Annotated in this window: 13 protein-coding genes; 9 read left to right on the top strand and 4 right to left on the bottom strand. The window is 61.2% G+C overall.

Annotated elements, in window-relative coordinates; genetic code table 11:
* Nucleotides 1-41 precede the first annotated feature (41 nt).
* Nucleotides 42-971: a zinc ABC transporter substrate-binding protein ZnuA gene (gene znuA, locus AACY31_RS12975; RefSeq protein ID WP_339479797.1), complete on the top strand. Its 930-nt coding sequence runs from the start codon at nucleotides 42-44 to the stop codon at nucleotides 969-971.
* Nucleotides 972-1120: 149 nt separating this feature from the next.
* Here the strand turns inward: znuA and AACY31_RS12970 are convergent, their stop codons facing one another.
* Nucleotides 1121-2071, bottom strand: coding sequence for a homoserine kinase (locus AACY31_RS12970; protein WP_339479795.1), 951 nt, complete (start codon nucleotides 2069-2071; stop codon nucleotides 1121-1123).
* Between the two features lie 59 nt (nucleotides 2072-2130).
* Nucleotides 2131-2418 (bottom strand): DUF2782 domain-containing protein, encoded by a 288-nt coding sequence (locus tag AACY31_RS12965; protein WP_307573019.1) that lies wholly within the window; start codon nucleotides 2416-2418, stop codon nucleotides 2131-2133.
* Nucleotides 2419-2492: 74 nt separating this feature from the next.
* Here AACY31_RS12965 and polA point away from each other — a divergent pair, with 74 nt between their 5' ends.
* Nucleotides 2493-5261 (top strand): DNA polymerase I, encoded by a 2769-nt coding sequence (gene polA / locus AACY31_RS12960; RefSeq protein ID WP_339504542.1) that lies wholly within the window; start codon nucleotides 2493-2495, stop codon nucleotides 5259-5261.
* Nucleotides 5262-5678: 417 nt separating this feature from the next.
* Here polA and yihA read toward each other — a convergent pair whose 3' ends face one another.
* Nucleotides 5679-6320: a ribosome biogenesis GTP-binding protein YihA/YsxC gene (yihA, locus tag AACY31_RS12955; protein ID WP_339479791.1), complete on the bottom strand. Its 642-nt coding sequence runs from the start codon at nucleotides 6318-6320 to the stop codon at nucleotides 5679-5681.
* A 191-nt stretch (nucleotides 6321-6511) separates the two neighbouring features.
* On the opposite strand from yihA, the gene AACY31_RS12950 reads away from it, so the two are divergent.
* The 7 genes from AACY31_RS12950 (at nucleotide 6512) to AACY31_RS12920 (ending at nucleotide 13842) form a co-directional block, all read left to right on the top strand.
* Entirely contained in the window at nucleotides 6512-6802 is a 291-nt protein-coding gene (locus AACY31_RS12950; RefSeq protein ID WP_057449291.1) for a c-type cytochrome, read from the top strand.
* Nucleotides 6803-6848: 46 nt separating this feature from the next.
* Nucleotides 6849-7460, top strand: coding sequence for a c-type cytochrome (locus tag AACY31_RS12945; protein ID WP_339479788.1), 612 nt, complete (start codon nucleotides 6849-6851; stop codon nucleotides 7458-7460).
* Between the two features lie 198 nt (nucleotides 7461-7658).
* Nucleotides 7659-8300 (top strand): thiol:disulfide interchange protein DsbA/DsbL, encoded by a 642-nt coding sequence (locus AACY31_RS12940; RefSeq protein WP_339479786.1) that lies wholly within the window; start codon nucleotides 7659-7661, stop codon nucleotides 8298-8300.
* Nucleotides 8301-8315: 15 nt separating this feature from the next.
* Nucleotides 8316-9194, top strand: a complete 879-nt coding sequence (locus tag AACY31_RS12935; RefSeq protein ID WP_339479784.1) for an endonuclease/exonuclease/phosphatase family protein — start codon at nucleotides 8316-8318, stop codon at nucleotides 9192-9194.
* Nucleotides 9191-11269, top strand: coding sequence for a GGDEF domain-containing protein (locus tag AACY31_RS12930; RefSeq protein WP_339492886.1), 2079 nt, complete (start codon nucleotides 9191-9193; stop codon nucleotides 11267-11269). The genes AACY31_RS12935 and AACY31_RS12930 overlap by 4 nt, the downstream gene beginning before the upstream one ends.
* Before the next feature lie 104 nt (nucleotides 11270-11373).
* Nucleotides 11374-12153 carry an N-acetylmuramoyl-L-alanine amidase gene (locus tag AACY31_RS12925; RefSeq protein ID WP_339479782.1) on the top strand — a complete coding sequence of 260 codons (780 nt, stop codon included), beginning with the start codon at nucleotides 11374-11376 and terminating at the stop codon, nucleotides 12151-12153.
* 75 nt (nucleotides 12154-12228) lie between these two features.
* The gene (locus AACY31_RS12920) at nucleotides 12229-13842 is read left to right on the top strand and encodes an EAL domain-containing protein (protein ID WP_339479938.1); all 1614 of its coding nucleotides are present in this window, start codon (nucleotides 12229-12231) and stop codon (nucleotides 13840-13842) included.
* 19 nt (nucleotides 13843-13861) lie between these two features.
* Here AACY31_RS12920 and AACY31_RS12915 read toward each other — a convergent pair whose 3' ends face one another.
* Nucleotides 13862-15652 carry an ATP-binding protein gene (locus tag AACY31_RS12915; RefSeq protein ID WP_339479780.1) on the bottom strand — a complete coding sequence of 597 codons (1791 nt, stop codon included), beginning with the start codon at nucleotides 15650-15652 and terminating at the stop codon, nucleotides 13862-13864.
* Nucleotides 15653-15662: the final 10 nt, after the last annotated feature.

The raw sequence follows: 15662 nt of genomic DNA, 5'->3' as shown, positions 1-15662 counted from the left end.
CGTTATTATGTTACCCGTTCTCGCCTCTACGAGTGGCCATCGTGTCTCGATTTTTCTCGCTCTTTGTCGCTTTTGTCGCAAGTTTTCTGCTGATTGGCTCGGCCCAGGCCGACGTCAAGGTGCTCACCAGCATCAAGCCGCTGCAACTGATTGCCGCCGCCATACAGGACGGCGTGGCCGTTCCGCAAGTATTGCTGCCGCCAGGGGCTTCGCCGCATCACTATGCGTTGCGGCCATCGGATGTACGCAAGGTGCAGTCGGTGGACCTGCTGTATTGGATCGGCCCCGATATGGAAGGCTTTTTGCCGCGTGTGCTCAACGGTCGTACGCAGCCTTCCGTGGCGGTGCAGGATTTGCCCGGGCTCAAGTTGCGTCATTTCGCCCAGGACAGCGCGTCCCATGAGGATGATGAGCATGACGGCGATGAACACGATCACGACCATCGCCCCGGCACCGTGGATGCCCACCTGTGGCTCTCGCCGCTCAATGCGCGGGTGATTGCGGCCAAAATGGCGGCGGACCTGAGCGCGGCGGATCCGGCCAACGCGGCGCGCTATCAAAGCAACCTCAAGGGCTTCAACCAGCGTCTCGATGCCTTGGATACGCGCCTCAAGGCGCGTCTGGCCGGGATCGCGGGCAAGCCGTACTTCGTGTTCCACGAAGCGTTCGACTATTTCGAAGACAACTACGGCCTCAAGCACGCCGGGGTGTTCGCCGTGGCTGCCGAAGTCCAGCCCGGTGCCCGGCATGTGGCGGCAATGCGCACGCGCTTGCAGGCTGTGGGCAAGACCTGCGTCTTCAGCGAACCGCCCCTGCGTCCGCGCCTGGCCGAAACCCTGGTGGCCGGGTTGCCGGTGAAGCTGGCGGAGCTCGATGCACTGGGCGGCTATACCCCGGCGACGGCGCAGGGGTATGAGCAGTTGCTGGAGACGTTGGGGAATGAGTTGGCGGGGTGCCTGGAGTCGTTGTAACTCCACCGCAAACGGTGGGAGCAAAGCTTGCTCGCGACATAGGCGACTCGATTTCTGGAAAATCTCATCGCCTTCATCGCGGGGCAAGCCTTGCTGCCACAGGACGAGTCGCTTACTGCTGTGGGAGCAGGACTTGCCCGCGATGCTGTTTACAGGGCGAAAGGCAACACAGCATGGACTGTCTGCCGCTGCGCCAAACGCTGCTGGAACTCCATCGGGTCGTGGATCAACACATCCTGCCCGGCAAACGATTCAGCAGCGATCAACCGCGACAGCCAGAACCGCACGCACGCCACGCGTAGCATGGTGGGCCACAGTTGCGCCTCTGCGGCGGTAAACGGTCGTAGCGCCGCATAAGCGCCCAGCAACGCTCGCGCCCTGGCGCCATCGAGCACGCCGTCGTCGCCCGAGCACCAGTCATTCAAGGCAATGGCCACGTCATACAGCATCGGCCCGGAGCAGGCGTTGTAGAAGTCGATCAGCCCGGTCAGGTGCGTGCCTTCGAACATCGCATTGTCGCGGAACAGATCGGCATGGATGTTGGCGCGCGGTAGCGCCAGGATGCCGATTTTCTGCAACGAGATCTCATTCAGCGCCGCCTCAAGCAGCCGACGCGGCTCGGCGTCGAGGTGCGAGAGCAGCTTGGTGCCCTCCTCCTGCATCCAGTCCAGGCCGCGATCGGTCTTGCGTTTGATCATGTTGCCTTGGGTCGCCAGGTGCAGATGCGCCAGCAACTCGCCGACCTGGGCGCAGTGCTGGGTGTTGGCCTGCTTGATGTGCTTGCCGGCCAGGCGCGGTTGCAACAGCGCCGGCTTGCCCGCCAGTTCCCGCAGCGCGACGCCGTCGGTGGTGCGCAAGGCGTAAGGCACCGGCAAGTTGGCGTCATGCAGCACGTCCAGCAGTTCGATGAAGAACGGCATTTCCTGCACCGGGCCACGCTCGACCAAGGTCAGGACGAATTCGCCCTGCTCCAGGCTGATAAAGAAATTGGTGTTTTCGCTGCCGGCGGCGATCCCCTGGAAATCAAGCAGGCGGCCAAGCCCGTAAGGGGCGAGAAAGGTTTCCAGCTCGGGCCGAGCCAAGGGGGTGAACACAGACATGGTTAAAACTGCCAGTACGGGCGCCCTTCAGTGGGCGCCGGTTAAAGTGCAGAGCGGTATTACCACTCAAAGATTTTCCACGACGGAATCAGCATATCCGGCTGGTCCGAGCGGATAAAGTTTGCATCAGTGCCGTCGGCACGCACCAGGAAATAAGGCTTGCCGTGCTTGGGCGTGACCTTGATCGCGTACAGAAAGCCGTTTTGCCGATACTCCTGAATGGTTCTGTCACCTTCGGTGCGGATGGTGACGTCCGGGTCCGCCGAGGGTGCGTCGTCCGCCGCCATGACGGCTAACGGGGTGATTGCAAACAAGCCAGCCAGTAACAGGCGATTGAGTGTACGCATGATAACCTTGTCCCTTTGTCGTCAACGGTCCCGCTATTCTAGCCCCGGACCCGCCGAAAAGGTTGATCCTGCTCATGAGCCAAGCCCCCCTCGTCCTGGTGGACGGTTCTTCTTATCTGTACCGCGCCTTTCATGCGCTGCCACCGCTGACCACGTCCAAAGGCCTGCCGACCGGTGCGGTCAAGGGCGTGCTGAACATGCTCAAGAGCCTGCGCAAGCAGTATCCAGAGAGTCCGTTCGCCGTGGTCTTCGACGCCAAGGGTGGGACTTTTCGCGATGAGCTGTACGCCGAATACAAGGCCAACCGCCCGAGCATGCCCGACGACATGCGCGTGCAGATCGAGCCGCTGCATGCCAGCGTCAAGGCCCTGGGCTTCCCGCTGCTGTGCGTGGACAACGTCGAAGCCGATGACGTGATCGGCACCCTGGCCCGCAGCAGCGCGGCGGCCGACCGTCCGGTGGTGATCTCCACCGGCGACAAGGACATGGCGCAATTGGTCGACGGGCACATTACCTTGGTCAATACCATGACCGGTAGCGCCCTGGACGTGGCTGGCGTGAAGGAGAAGTTTGGCGTCGCTCCCGAGCAGATCATCGATTACCTGGCATTGATGGGCGATTCGTCCGACAACATCCCAGGCGTTCCGGGGATCGGACCGAAGACCGCTTCCGGCCTGCTGGTAGGCGTCAATGGCGGCCTGACCGAGCTGTATGCGCAACTGGACATCGTCGCCACCTTGCCGATCCGTGGCGCCAAGACCCTGGCCGCCAAGCTCGAAGCGCACAAGGAAATGGCGTTGCTTTCCTACGAACTGGCGACCATCAAGATCGACGTACCGTTGGATGTCGGCCTCGATGACTTGCAAATGGGCCAACCGGATCACGAGAAACTCGCCGAGCTGTACACGCTGTTGGAGTTCAAAAGCTGGTTCGAAGACAACCAGCGGGACGCCAAGCGTGCCGGCCAGGAGATCGTCGAAGTTGCCGAAGAACAGTCCGATGCTGCCGAGGCCAAGTACGAGGTCATCCTTGATCAGGCGCGCTTCGAGGCGTGGCTGACGAAACTGGACAAAGCGCCGCTGTTTGCCTTCGTCGCCGAAACCAACGGCGGCGATGCCCAGCATTCGCAACTCGTCGGCTTGTCGTTCGCCGTGGCGCCTTTCGAGGCGGCCTACATCCCGCTGACCCATTCCTACATGGGCGTGCCGGAGCAACTGGACCGCGACACGGTGCTCAAGGCGCTCAAGCCGCTGCTGGAAAACCCGAACAAGCTCAAGCTTGGCCAGCACGCCAAGTTTGAAACCAACATACTGGCCAACTGCGCTATTGGTGGCGATCAGAACAACGGCATCCTGGTCCAGGGCATCGCTTTCGACACCATGCTTGAATCCTATGTGCTGGACTCCACCGCGACCCGCCACGACATGGACAGCCTGGCGCTCAAGTACCTGGGCCAAAGCAAGACCGATTTCCAGGACATCGCGGGTAAAGGGGTCAAGCAGTTGACCTTCGACCAGATCTCCCTGGAATTGGCTGGTCCTTACGCCGCCGAAGACGCCGACGTGGCCTTCCGCCTGCACCAGGCCCTGCAGGAAAAGCTGGCTGCCACGCCAAGCCTGGGCACGGTGCTCAACGACATCGAAATGCCGCTGATGCCGGTCCTGGCGCGCATCGAGCGCCAGGGGGCGTTGGTCGATGCCAACCTGCTGGGCGTACAGAGTGTCGAGTTGGGCGAGAAATTGGTGGCGCTGGAACGTGAGGCGTTTGCTATCGCTGGCGAGGAATTCAACCTGGGCTCGCCGAAGCAATTGGGTGTGATCCTGTACGAAAAACTCGGCTTGCCGGTGCTCAGCAAAACCGCCAAGGGCCAGGCGTCCACCGCCGAAGCGGTGCTCGCCGAGCTGGCGGAGCAGGATTACCCGCTGCCCAAAGTGCTGATGCAGTACCGCTCGCTGAGCAAGCTTAAGAGCACTTACACCGATCGCCTGCCGGAACAAATCAACAGCCGCACCGGTCGCGTCCATACCAATTATCAACAGGCCGTCGCCGCGACCGGGCGTCTGTCGTCCATTGACCCGAACCTGCAGAACATTCCGATCCGCACGGCCGAAGGCCGACGCATCCGCCAGGCTTTCATCGCGCCGAAAGGCTACAAGCTGTTGGCAGCGGACTACTCGCAGATCGAACTGCGGATCATGGCGCACCTGGCCAAGGACGAAGGCCTGCTTTACGCGTTTCGCCATAACCTGGATGTGCACCGGGCCACCGCTGCCGAGGTTTTCGGCGTCGAGCTGGAGGCCGTCACCCAGGACCAGCGCCGCAGCGCCAAGGCGATCAACTTCGGCTTGATCTACGGCATGAGCGCGTTCGGCCTGGCCAAGCAGATCGGCGTCGACCGCAAGCAGTCCCAGGCTTACATCGACCGCTACTTCGCCCGCTACCCGGGTGTGCTGGCGTACATGGAACGCACCCGCGCCCAGGCGGCCGAGCAAGGTTTTGTCGAAACCATTTTCGGTCGCCGGCTGTACCTGCCGGACATCAACGCGAAAAACCCGGCCCTGCGCAAAGGCGCCGAGCGCACCGCCATCAACGCGCCGATGCAGGGCACGGCGGCCGACATCATCAAGAAAGCCATGGTCGCCGTGGACCGCTGGCTGACAGCGTCCGGGCTGGATGCGAAAGTCATCCTGCAGGTACACGACGAACTGGTGCTGGAAGTGCGTGAAGACCTGGTGAACCAGGTGCGCGAGGAAATCCGCCAGCACATGAGCGCCGCTGCCACACTGGACGTGCCGCTGCTGGTGGAAGTGGGCGTGGGCAATAACTGGGACGAGGCACACTGATTCCGAGGGAGCTTGCTCCCGCTGGCCTGTGCCCAAGGAGCTGCCGAAGGCTGCGATCTTTTAATCTTGATCCTTCACTTGAGATTCAAGCGTCAGGGGAAAGATCGCAGCCTCGTTGCACTCGACAGCTCCTACGGAGCCACTTGTCAGCCCAACCCACGCCACATGGAGTCACCGAAAACCCAGGCGCGGCGTCATTAGCTCTGAAGATTCCTACGGCTATTTCCAAAAATAATCTGAACTAAACCCATGAATTGCCACTCAGAGATGTTGAATGGCTGGTGAAGCCCTTCAATGCTCCTATGTTGTGTTAAGTGTTGGCAGATATCTGGACCCCGCCCTAGCGGTCCGGAACTTGGACCCCGAACTTCCCCCTCCCCATAAGAAGTCCGGGGTTTTTTTTGCCTGCGATTTGGCTTATTCGGCTTCTTCGCTGCCCTTGTCCGCCAATTCCATCCAGTCGGCCAGCACCGTATAGGCTTCTTCCAGGCCCATGCGCTTGGGCGCCGAGAACAGCTGGATGGTGATTGCGTCGCCCCAGCCTTTACGAATTTGCGACTGCACTTTAAGCAAAGTGTTTTTGGCCGCGCCGTAGGTGAGCTTGTCGGCCTTGGTCAACAGGATGTGCATCGGCATGCCGCTGGCGACCGCCCAATCGAGCATCAACAGGTCGAAGTCGGTCATCGGATGGCGAATATCCATCATCAGGATCAGGCCTTTCAAACTCTCGCGGCTGCCCAGGTAGGCTTCCAGATGGCGCTGCCAGTGTTGCTTGAGTGGGATCGGTACCTTGGCGTAACCGTAGCCGGGCAGGTCGACCAAACGCCGTTCATCGTCTAGTTTGAAGAAGTTCAAGAGCTGCGTGCGCCCCGGGGTTTTCGAGGTGCGTGCCAGGCTCGCATGGGTCAAGGTGTTCAGCGCGCTGGATTTGCCGGCATTGGAACGCCCGGCAAAAGCCACTTCGAAGCCTTCGTCGTCTGGGCATTGATCGACTTTGGCGGCGCTGAGCATGAAGGTGGACTGTTGGCACAGGCCAAGGATGGGGTTCTTCAGTTGCATGGGATTTCCGATGTGGGCGGCGTCGGGAATGGACGCGGCAAGCTGTGTCGTTTCCGTTTCAGTGACGCCAGTATATAATGCCGCAGATTTTGTGTGCGCTTTGTCCCAGCGTAGGATGAAGCTCACGGGAGCGACCGACCGAAATTGCGCGTTAGAACGCAGCTCGTTCCCAACCCTGAAAAGGTCGTTTTATGACGAAATGGCTGCTAGCTGCCGGTGTCTTGATGCCGCTTTACAGCGCTCAGGCTACACAGGATCCGGAAGCTGTGTACAACCGTGTTTGTGGTGCCTGTCATTCCGGCCAACTCCCCATGGCGCCCCGCAAGGGCGATCAGGAAGCTTGGACGCCGAGGTTGGCGCAAGGTATGGAGACGCTGGTGCAACACGTGACCCAGGGTTTCAAGGCGATGCCGCCGCGTGGTTTGTGCATGGACTGCAGTGCCGAGGATTACCGAGCCATCATCCAGTGGATGAGCGAGTGAACCCGGCCCATAACTCTTTAACCCTTAGCCGTAGTTGGATTAGCTGATGAACAAACTGATCGTGAGTCTGCTGTTGACCTTGGGGATATCCGGCGTAGCCCACGCCGCTGGCGATGCCGCTGCCGGTCAGGCGAAAGCGGCTGTATGCGGGGCCTGCCACGGCCCGGATGGCAATAGCATGGCGCCCAACTTTCCGAAACTGGCGGGCCAGGGCGAACGTTACCTGAACAAGCAACTGCACGACATCAAGTCCGGCAAGCGCACGGTGCTGGAAATGACCGGTCTGCTGACCAACCTGAGCGATCAGGACCTGGCGGACATTTCTGCGTATTTCGCCAGCCAGAAGGGCAGTGTCGGCGCCGCCGATCCGAAGCTTGTGGCCCGTGGTGAAGCGCTCTTTCGCGGTGGCAACCTGGAAAAAGGGCTTGCAGCCTGCACCGGTTGCCATTCGCCTGACGGTAAAGGCAACGCGGCAGCCGGCTTCCCGCACTTGGGCGGTCAGCATGCCCAGTATGTCGGCAAGCAACTGACCGACTTCCGCAAAGAAGAAGGTGGCCGGACCAACGATGGCGATACCAAGCCGATGCAAAGCATTGCGAAAAAGCTGAGCGACGAAGATATCGCCGCGGTATCCAGCTACATCCAGGGCCTGCACTGAGGCCTTTGGCTGGTGTTGCGAGGGGCGTACATCCCTTGCAACGTTAACGCTCGATTAATCTGTCGATGCGAGCATCAAAAGGGTGGCTTTGGCCGCCCTTTTTTGTGGCCGCTGCCGTTACACTAGAGAACTTGAACCCGCCACAGTCTGTCTTAGAAGCAGGTCTCGCGAGGTCCCCTCATTGTCCAGGAGTAAAGCATGCGTAATCTGATCATCAGCGCCGCGCTCGTCGCCGCCAGCCTGTTTGGCGTAACTGCCCAAGCGGCTGAAAAGCCCGCCGCACCCTATGTCGAATTGTCCAACCCCGTTCCCGTGGCGGCGCCTGGCAAGATCGAAGTCGTGGAATTGTTCTGGTACGGCTGCCCGCATTGCTACGCTTTTGAGCCGGTTATCAACCCATGGGCCGAGAAACTGCCTTCGGACGTTAACTTCGTGCGCATCCCCGCGATGTTCGGCGGCCCATGGGACGCCCACGGCCAGATGTTCCTGACCCTCGAAGCCATGGGCGTTGAGCACCAGGTTCACGCCGCGGTATTCAACGCGATCCAGAAAGAAGGCAAGAAGCTGGTCAAGAAAGAAGAGATGGCGGATTTCCTCGCCACCCAGGGCGTCGATAAGGACAAGTTCCTCGCCACGTTCGACTCCTTTGCCATCCAGGGCCAGATCAAGAAGGCCCGCGAACTGGCGAAGAAATACGAAATCACAGGCGTGCCGACCATGATCGTCAACGGCAAATACCGCTTTGACATCGGCTCCGCCGGTGGCGCAAATGAAGCGCTGCAACTGGCCGACCAACTGATCGCCAAAGAGCGAGCGGCCACCAAGGCTGCCGCCAACTAAGCGCGGCCCACGCCCATGGCCCGCTGGAACACCGAACGCATCGTTGGCCTGCATGAACCGCGGGTCAATGAGCATCATGTCCTCTCCACGGGCCTGCCTGGCGATAGCCGCTTGCGGCTGCTCAGCTTCAATATCCAGGTGGGTATCAGCACCGAGCGCTACCGGCATTACCTGACTCGCGGCTGGCAACATTTGCTGCCGCACACCGGGCGTGCCGGTAATCTGCAGAAAATCGGCGACCTGCTCAAGGACTTCGACCTGGTGGCCCTGCAAGAGGCCGACGGCGGAAGCTTGAGGTCCGGCTACGTCAATCAGGTGGAACACCTGGCCCAGTTGGGCGCCTTTCCCTACTGGTACCAGCAACTCAATCGCAACCTCGGACGTCTTGGCCAGCACAGCAATGGTGTGTTGAGTCGTTTGCGTCCGTGGGCGATCGAAGACCATCCGTTACCGGGGCCGAAGGGGCGCGGGGCGATCCTCGCGCGTTTCGGCGAAGGTCCCGAGGCGCTGGTCGTGGTCATGATGCACCTGGCGCTCGGGGCGCGTACCCGGACGATGCAGCTGGCGTACATTCGCGAGCTGATCGGTGGCTACAAGCACCAGGTGCTGATGGGCGACATGAACACCCATGCCACCGATTTGCTGCAGACTTCGCCTCTGCGCGATCTCGGTCTGCTCGCTCCCCAACTGGAAGCGACATTCCCCAGCTGGCGCCCCCAGCGCTGCCTGGACCATATTTTGTTGAGCCCGACCCTGACCCTCGAACGTGTCGAGGTGCTGGCCCAACCCATTTCCGATCACTTGCCGGTCGCGGTAGAAATTCGTTTGCCGGGTTCGCTCACGGCCGATGCATTCCCCGTGCTGAGTACTGCCCCTCGCGGATCCGATGAATGAGCGACGACGCCGAACGCTGGAGAGAGAAGTACCTCAAGAGTATCGAGCAGCAGGAAAAGCTCGAGCGCCGTTGGGCGGCTCGCCTCGACTTGCTGCGTCGTGGCCTGGTGCGTAGCACCCTGGCCGCCGAGGGATCTGACCGGGCGGTCGATCAATGCATGAAAGAGATGCGCGAGGTGGTGCGCACCGATGACATGGATGCCGGCCTCGCTGCCCTGCTACCGCGCCTGGAGAAAGCCGTACTCGAATCCGAGCAGCGTCGCGAGACCCGGGTCGAGCAGACGAGCTCCGCGCTGATCGCCCTGGTTGCCCAGTTGCAGAGCCTGCCGCTGCCGAAAGAGGTCAGCCGGCCGTTGAAGAAGTTTGCCAGGCAACTGGAAGATCGGGCCGGCCAGGCCCGGGAAATTCCGCTGCTGCTCAGCGAATTGAGCGGTCTGCAAGGCAAGGCACTCAGTGCCCTGGACGCACCTGTCGAACCGAGTCGTCCCGGCCTGCTGCAACGGCTGTTTGGTGTCCAAGACCACGAGGACGCGACGCCCCAGCCCCGCGAGCCAGCCCAGGCCAGCGTGGTACCTGCCTCGGAAATGGCCCTGTCTGTAGCCGCGGAGCCGGCAACGGCCGCAGAATCCGTCGCACCAGCACCAGCACCAGCACCAGCACCAGCACCAGCACCAGCACCGCAGCCATCGGTGGCGGAGCAAGTGCCAGCGTTGGAGACGACGCCCGAACCGATTGCCCTGATTGCGCCGCAGATCGAGAGCGCTCCAGTGCCCGCTCCAACACCTGCAGCCGAAGTGGTTCAGCCCGCCAGTGAACCGGACGACGAAGCAACCGAGCCCGCGCCGACGCCGGTCGCCGATGAGCGTCCGGTTGCGGCGTCCACACTCGAGAATCCCGATGAGCTGATGCCCGAGGAGCCCACCCAGGTCCTGCCCGCCCCCTCGCAGCCTCCTGCGGAGCTCGACGAGCCCCTGGAAGGCGCCGATGTGGCTGACGCCCAGTACGCCCTGCCCGATTCGCCAGAGCCGTCCTACAGCTCGGTCGCCAAGCATATTGAAGACACGCTGTTGGGCCTTTTGGGCGACCTGGCCTTGCCCGAGCGTCATCGACCACAAGCTGAAGCCCTGTGTGAGCGTCTGCGAAATGGTTTGAACTGGTACGAATTACTGCCGATCCTCGATGATCTGGCTGTGCTGATGCTGGCCATCACAGACACCGGCCAGCATGAATTCGAAGCGTATCTGCAGCGCCTCAACGATCGGCTCGAGTCATTCCAGAGCAGCCTGCAGGCCGCCAGTGAAGACCAAGCCGAAAACCTGTCGGCCTCTAGGGAAATGGACACCCAGATTCGTGAACAGGTGGACGGGCTGCAAAGCAGCGTGAAGGACGCCGATGACCTGGAAGGCCTCAAGCAAGTGCTCGAAAATCACCTCGAAGGCTTGCTCGGTACGATGGACCACCACCGCCAGCAACGTGATCAACGCGAGCAGGAGGTCTCGGCTCGCCTGAAAAGCCTGGCCGATCGCGTTGCGCTGATGGAGCAGGATGCCCAGGTCGTGCGGGAAAATCTCGAGGAACAGCGGCAAAAAGCGCTGATTGATCCGCTCACCGGGCTGCCCAACCGCGCCGCCTGGTCCGAGCGTCTGGAGCATGAAGTCGCCCAGTGGCACAAACGCGGTAACAGCTTGCTGCTGGCCATGCTCGATCTCGATCATTTCAAGCGCATCAATGACAACTACGGCCATCTGGCCGGTGACCGGGTGCTGAAACTCATCGCCTCGGTCCTGCGTAAACGCCTGCGTGGCAGCGATTTCATTGCGCGTTTTGGTGGCGAGGAGTTTGTTCTGCTGGTGCCCAATACCTCCCTGGCTGCCGGCGCCAAGCTGGTCGAGGCGCTGCGCCTGGCCATTGAAGCCTGTCCGTTTCATTTCAAGGGCGAGCCGGTGACGGTAACGGTATCCATTGGCCTGACCGCCTTCAAAGCGGGTGAACACAGCGATATGGTGCTTAAAAGAGCCGATCAGGCGCTTTATCGGGCAAAAAATGCCGGTCGCAACCATGTGGAACTGGGCTAAGGGGCTAATTGTTCCAATTTGTTTAATATCACCGCGCGCACCGGATCATCGCGAGGCGATACGTTACACTGTTGCATTACTCACAGTGCGTATTGCCTTCCGCCATGAAATTTTTCTCGCTCATTGTTTCTTTATTTATCCTGGCCGGCTGCACCAGCGGCCCGCGGCTCGACACCCGTCACCCCTCCGTCAACCATGACAACCGCATCCAATTCGTGGTGGTGCATTACACCTCGGCTTCCCTCGAGCGTTCACTGGCCCTTTTGACCCATGGCGAAGTCAGTGCCCATTACCTGATCGGCGACGATAAAGGCGCGACTATCTACAAGCTGGTGGATGAAAGCCGACGTGCCTGGCACGCCGGGGACAGCGAGTGGGAAGGCCGGACCTGGCTCAATTCCAGTTCCATCGGCATCGAAATCGTCAATCCGGGTTTTGTCGACACGCCCACCGGGCGCCTCTGGTATCCCTACAGCGAAGCCCAGGTCCAGGCCTTGATCGTATTGCTCAAGGACATCATCGAGCGTAACGGGATTAACCCGCGCAGCATCATCGGTCACAGCGACATCGCCCCCCTGCGCAAACTCGATCCGGGGCCGCTGTTCCCTTGGAAGCGCCTGGCACAAGCCGGTTTGGGGGTCTGGCCAGATGAACAGGCCGTTGCCCGCCAGCAAGCCGTCTTCGCGCCACAGTTGCCGCCTGCCAGTTGGTTCCAGGCCGAGCTGGCCCGCCTGGGTTACCCGACGCCTCAGACCGGCGAGTGGGACGTGGCCACCCACCATGTGCTGGCCGCCTTCCAAATGCACTACCGACCGACCCGCTTTGATGGCACGCCGGACGCGCAAAGCGCGGCGATTCTGCAGGTGCTCAACCAGACAAAATAATGACGCCCGTCTGACGGATCGGACCAAATCCAAATCAGAAGCTATAACTCATTGGTAACTTTCGGATTACCAATGATGACGGCTGCCCGCGAAACCCTACACAGCTGGCTCCATCGCCCCCTTTTCCTGGCGATGATGGCAACTGCACTCAGTACCGTCCTGCTGCTGGCGGGGAGTCTGTTCGTGGTCGTGCAGCAGATTCAGCAGCGTGAAAGCGATCAGATGAATGCCCAGGGCGAGCGCTTTCTGCAGCGCCTGGAACAACTTTTCGGGCAACTGCGTGAAAGCCTCGACGACTTGCAAAACCAGCCGTTGCGCGGATGCGACGATGACATGATCGCGACATTGCAACAGGTCAGCTTCAACTACCGTTTCGTCTACGAGGCGGTGTATATCGATGGCCGCGGCGCCTGCTCCAATCGTCCACGCCAGAGCGGGTTGTCAGTGACCCGCCCGCCCGATATCCGCGGGCCAACCTACAATTACTGGCTCAACAGCACCACCGAGCCCGACGAAGACCGCGCAGCATTGATGCTGGGCCGCGGCAACTTTCGGGTGGCCACGTCCCGCGGGCATTTGACCGATGTGGTCGATTTACCACCGGGCAGCAGCCTGCTGGTCGTCCTGGATAACGGTAAACGGGCCATTCCCGTACTCGGGACTGACCAATACTGGCCGCCGGTCGAGCCTTGGCCACCGAAAAGCCACAATGCCTTGCAAGTGACGCAGAACCGGTTGATCTACCGGATGCCGACCGACAGCCCGGTGTATCAACTGGTGCTGATCGCCCAGCGCAACGGTTTTCAGGTTCCGGCCAATACCTGGTGGGTGTTGCCCATCAGCCTGATGCTGGGCCTGGGGATTGGTTTCCAGGTGTTTCTGCTGGCGCGCCAGCGCCAGTCCATGGACGCCGAACTGCACGGCGCCATCCGGCGTGGTGAATTGCAGGTGCTTTACCAGCCGATTTTCGACCTGAGCAGCCGTAACTGCGTCGGGGCTGAGGCCTTGCTGCGCTGGCGACGACCGGACGGCACCCTAACCAGCCCGGACTTGTTTATCCCGATGGCCGAGAACACCGGACAGATCCGCCAGATCACTGATTTCGTGCTGCAGCGGCTGTTCGATCAATTGGGCCAGCTGTTGCGGGCCAATCCGCAGCTGTATATCTCGGTGAACCTAGCGGCCTGCGATGTAATGGTGCCGCGTATTGGCGAAGTGATCGCCCGCCTGCTGGCGCTGCATCGCGTGTCGGCGCACCAGATTGCCTTCGAAGTGACCGAGCGTGGGCTGGTCGATGCGTTGGTCGCCCGGGACAACCTGCAATCGCTGCGCGACGTCGGGCATCAGGTGTTGATCGACGATTTCGGCACCGGCTATTGCAGCCTGGCCTACCTGCAAACCCTGCCGGTGGACTGCTTGAAAATCGACAAGGCCTTTATCGACGCCTTGGGCCACGATGCCGCCAGCAGCGGCGTGGCCCCACACATCATTCGCATGGCCCATGCGTTGGAACTCAAGGTGATAGCCGAAGGCATCGAGCATGAAGCCCAGGCGTGCTATTTGAGCAGCGAAGGGGTGAGGTTTGGCCAGGGCTGGCTGTTCGCCCATGCCCTCAGCGCGGTGCAGCTCATCGAACTGATTACCCGTGGCCGACGCCTGCGTGGACGCCGCCTCGATGACGAAGCCTGAGCCTCCTCAGGCCATGAGCTCAGACCGCCAGCGCCATGTAGAACTGTGTGCCCTGCCCCGGCCTTGAATAAACGCCCATGCGCCCGCCGTGGAGCTGGACAATCTCCTTGCACAACGCCAGGCCGAGGCCAGCCCCACCCTTTTTGCGTCCGACCTGGACGAAAGGTTCGAAGATTCGTCCCTGCTGGCCGTAGGCAATGCCTTCACCGTTGTCTTCGACACTGACGATCACCCGCTCGCCATGACGCCGTGCCTGCAAGCGGATCTGCCCCTCTTCGGCGGTGTGGCGCAGGGCGTTATCGATCAGGTTATCGAGCACGCGATCCAGTTGCGCAGCGTCGGCATGCAATCGCGGGAGCGGGCCCTGGATCGCCACGAGCAGCTCGATATCCTTGGTTTGGGCCTGCTCGGCGAACCGCAGCCGGGCCGCTTCCAATAGATCGTCGATGGAACAAGGCGCCAGGGTCAGCTTCTGCAGGCCGTTCTGGTAGCGAGAGAAGTTCAGCAGGTCATTGATGAGCTGCATCAGTCGCTGCATTTCTTCCGTGACGGTGTTGAGCAGGTCGGCCTCGCGCGACTCCTCTGGAAAATGCAGGCGCTCCTGTAGCAGGCCGAACGCCATGTGCATGCCCGTCACGGGCGTGCGCAGCTCATGGGAAGCACGCAAGACGAACTCGCTGCGCACCCGTTCGAAGGCGCGTTGTTCGGTCACGTCATGCAGCACCATGACCGCGCCGAGAATATGGCCCTGGGTATGGCTGACCGGGGTGAGGCTGTAGGTGAGCACCCGCGACTCGCCCTCCACCTCGATGCTCAGGTCTTCCGGCGCGCGCTCCAGGGTTCCACCGCGCAGGACCAGGTGCAGTTCTTCATCCAGCTCAAGGCGCCCCAGCGCCTCGCCCAGTCCTTGGCCCAGGCGCGCCTCATCCCAGCCCAATTGACGCTGGGCCACCGGGTTGAGGTGCTCCAGCCGGCCTTGGCGGTCGATCATCAGCAAGCCGTCGTCGATGCTGTCGAGCACCGCTTGCAAGCGTTGTTGGCCGGCGAGCAGCTCATCGACATTGGTGGCCTGATGCTCACGCAGGGCCTGGGCCATGACCCCGAAACGATGGGTCAGGAGATTCAACTCAGCGGCCGAGGAAACGGGTAGCGTGACCTCGAAATTGCCTTGGCCGATGTCGTCCGCCGCGGCGGCCAGTGCCTCGATCGGCGCACCGAAACGCCGGGCAATACCATGGGCCGTGATAAACCCGATGATCAGCACCGCAAACCCCACCAGCGCCAGTAGCCCGGAAATCCACATCGCGTGTTCACGGGCGCGGTTCTGGGTTTCACTGATGTTGGTCAAGGCCTGGCGATAACCCTCGATCAGACCAATGCGCAGCACGTTGAATTTTTCGGTGAGGTCCTTGATGCCCGTGAGCGGGCTCGGTTGCTGGCGAGAGGCGGTGAAGGCCTCAAGAAACTCCATGTAGTCGGACTTGGCCCTCCTGAAGCTGGCTGGCGCATCGTCCAGCCCGCGTTCGTGGGCGATACCCTCGTCGATCAGCGCCAGGTATTGCTGCTTGGATGCCTCCAGCGCAGCCAGGTCAGGCTTGTCGTCGAGCATGATCATCAACTGATCGCCGAGGGTCTGGCGCAGCTTGAGGCCAAGGTCCAGCAGAATGAAGTTGTCGCGTACCGATTGTTCCTGGGTATCGGCCATCTGCATCACGCTGACCAGGCCAAGCACCAATCCCAGCAAGGCCACGGTGATCAGGGCCGAGATGCTGAGAAACAGTCGTGTGCGCAGCTTCATCGCCAGTTTCATAAGGTGTCGC

The sequence above is a fragment of the Pseudomonas sp. RL_105y_Pfl2_101 genome (assembly GCF_963970585.1).
Taxonomy (GTDB): Bacteria; Pseudomonadota; Gammaproteobacteria; order Pseudomonadales; family Pseudomonadaceae; genus Aquipseudomonas.
Note: the sequence above shows the minus strand (reverse complement) of the source record. Positions and strands in the feature narration are given on the sequence as shown.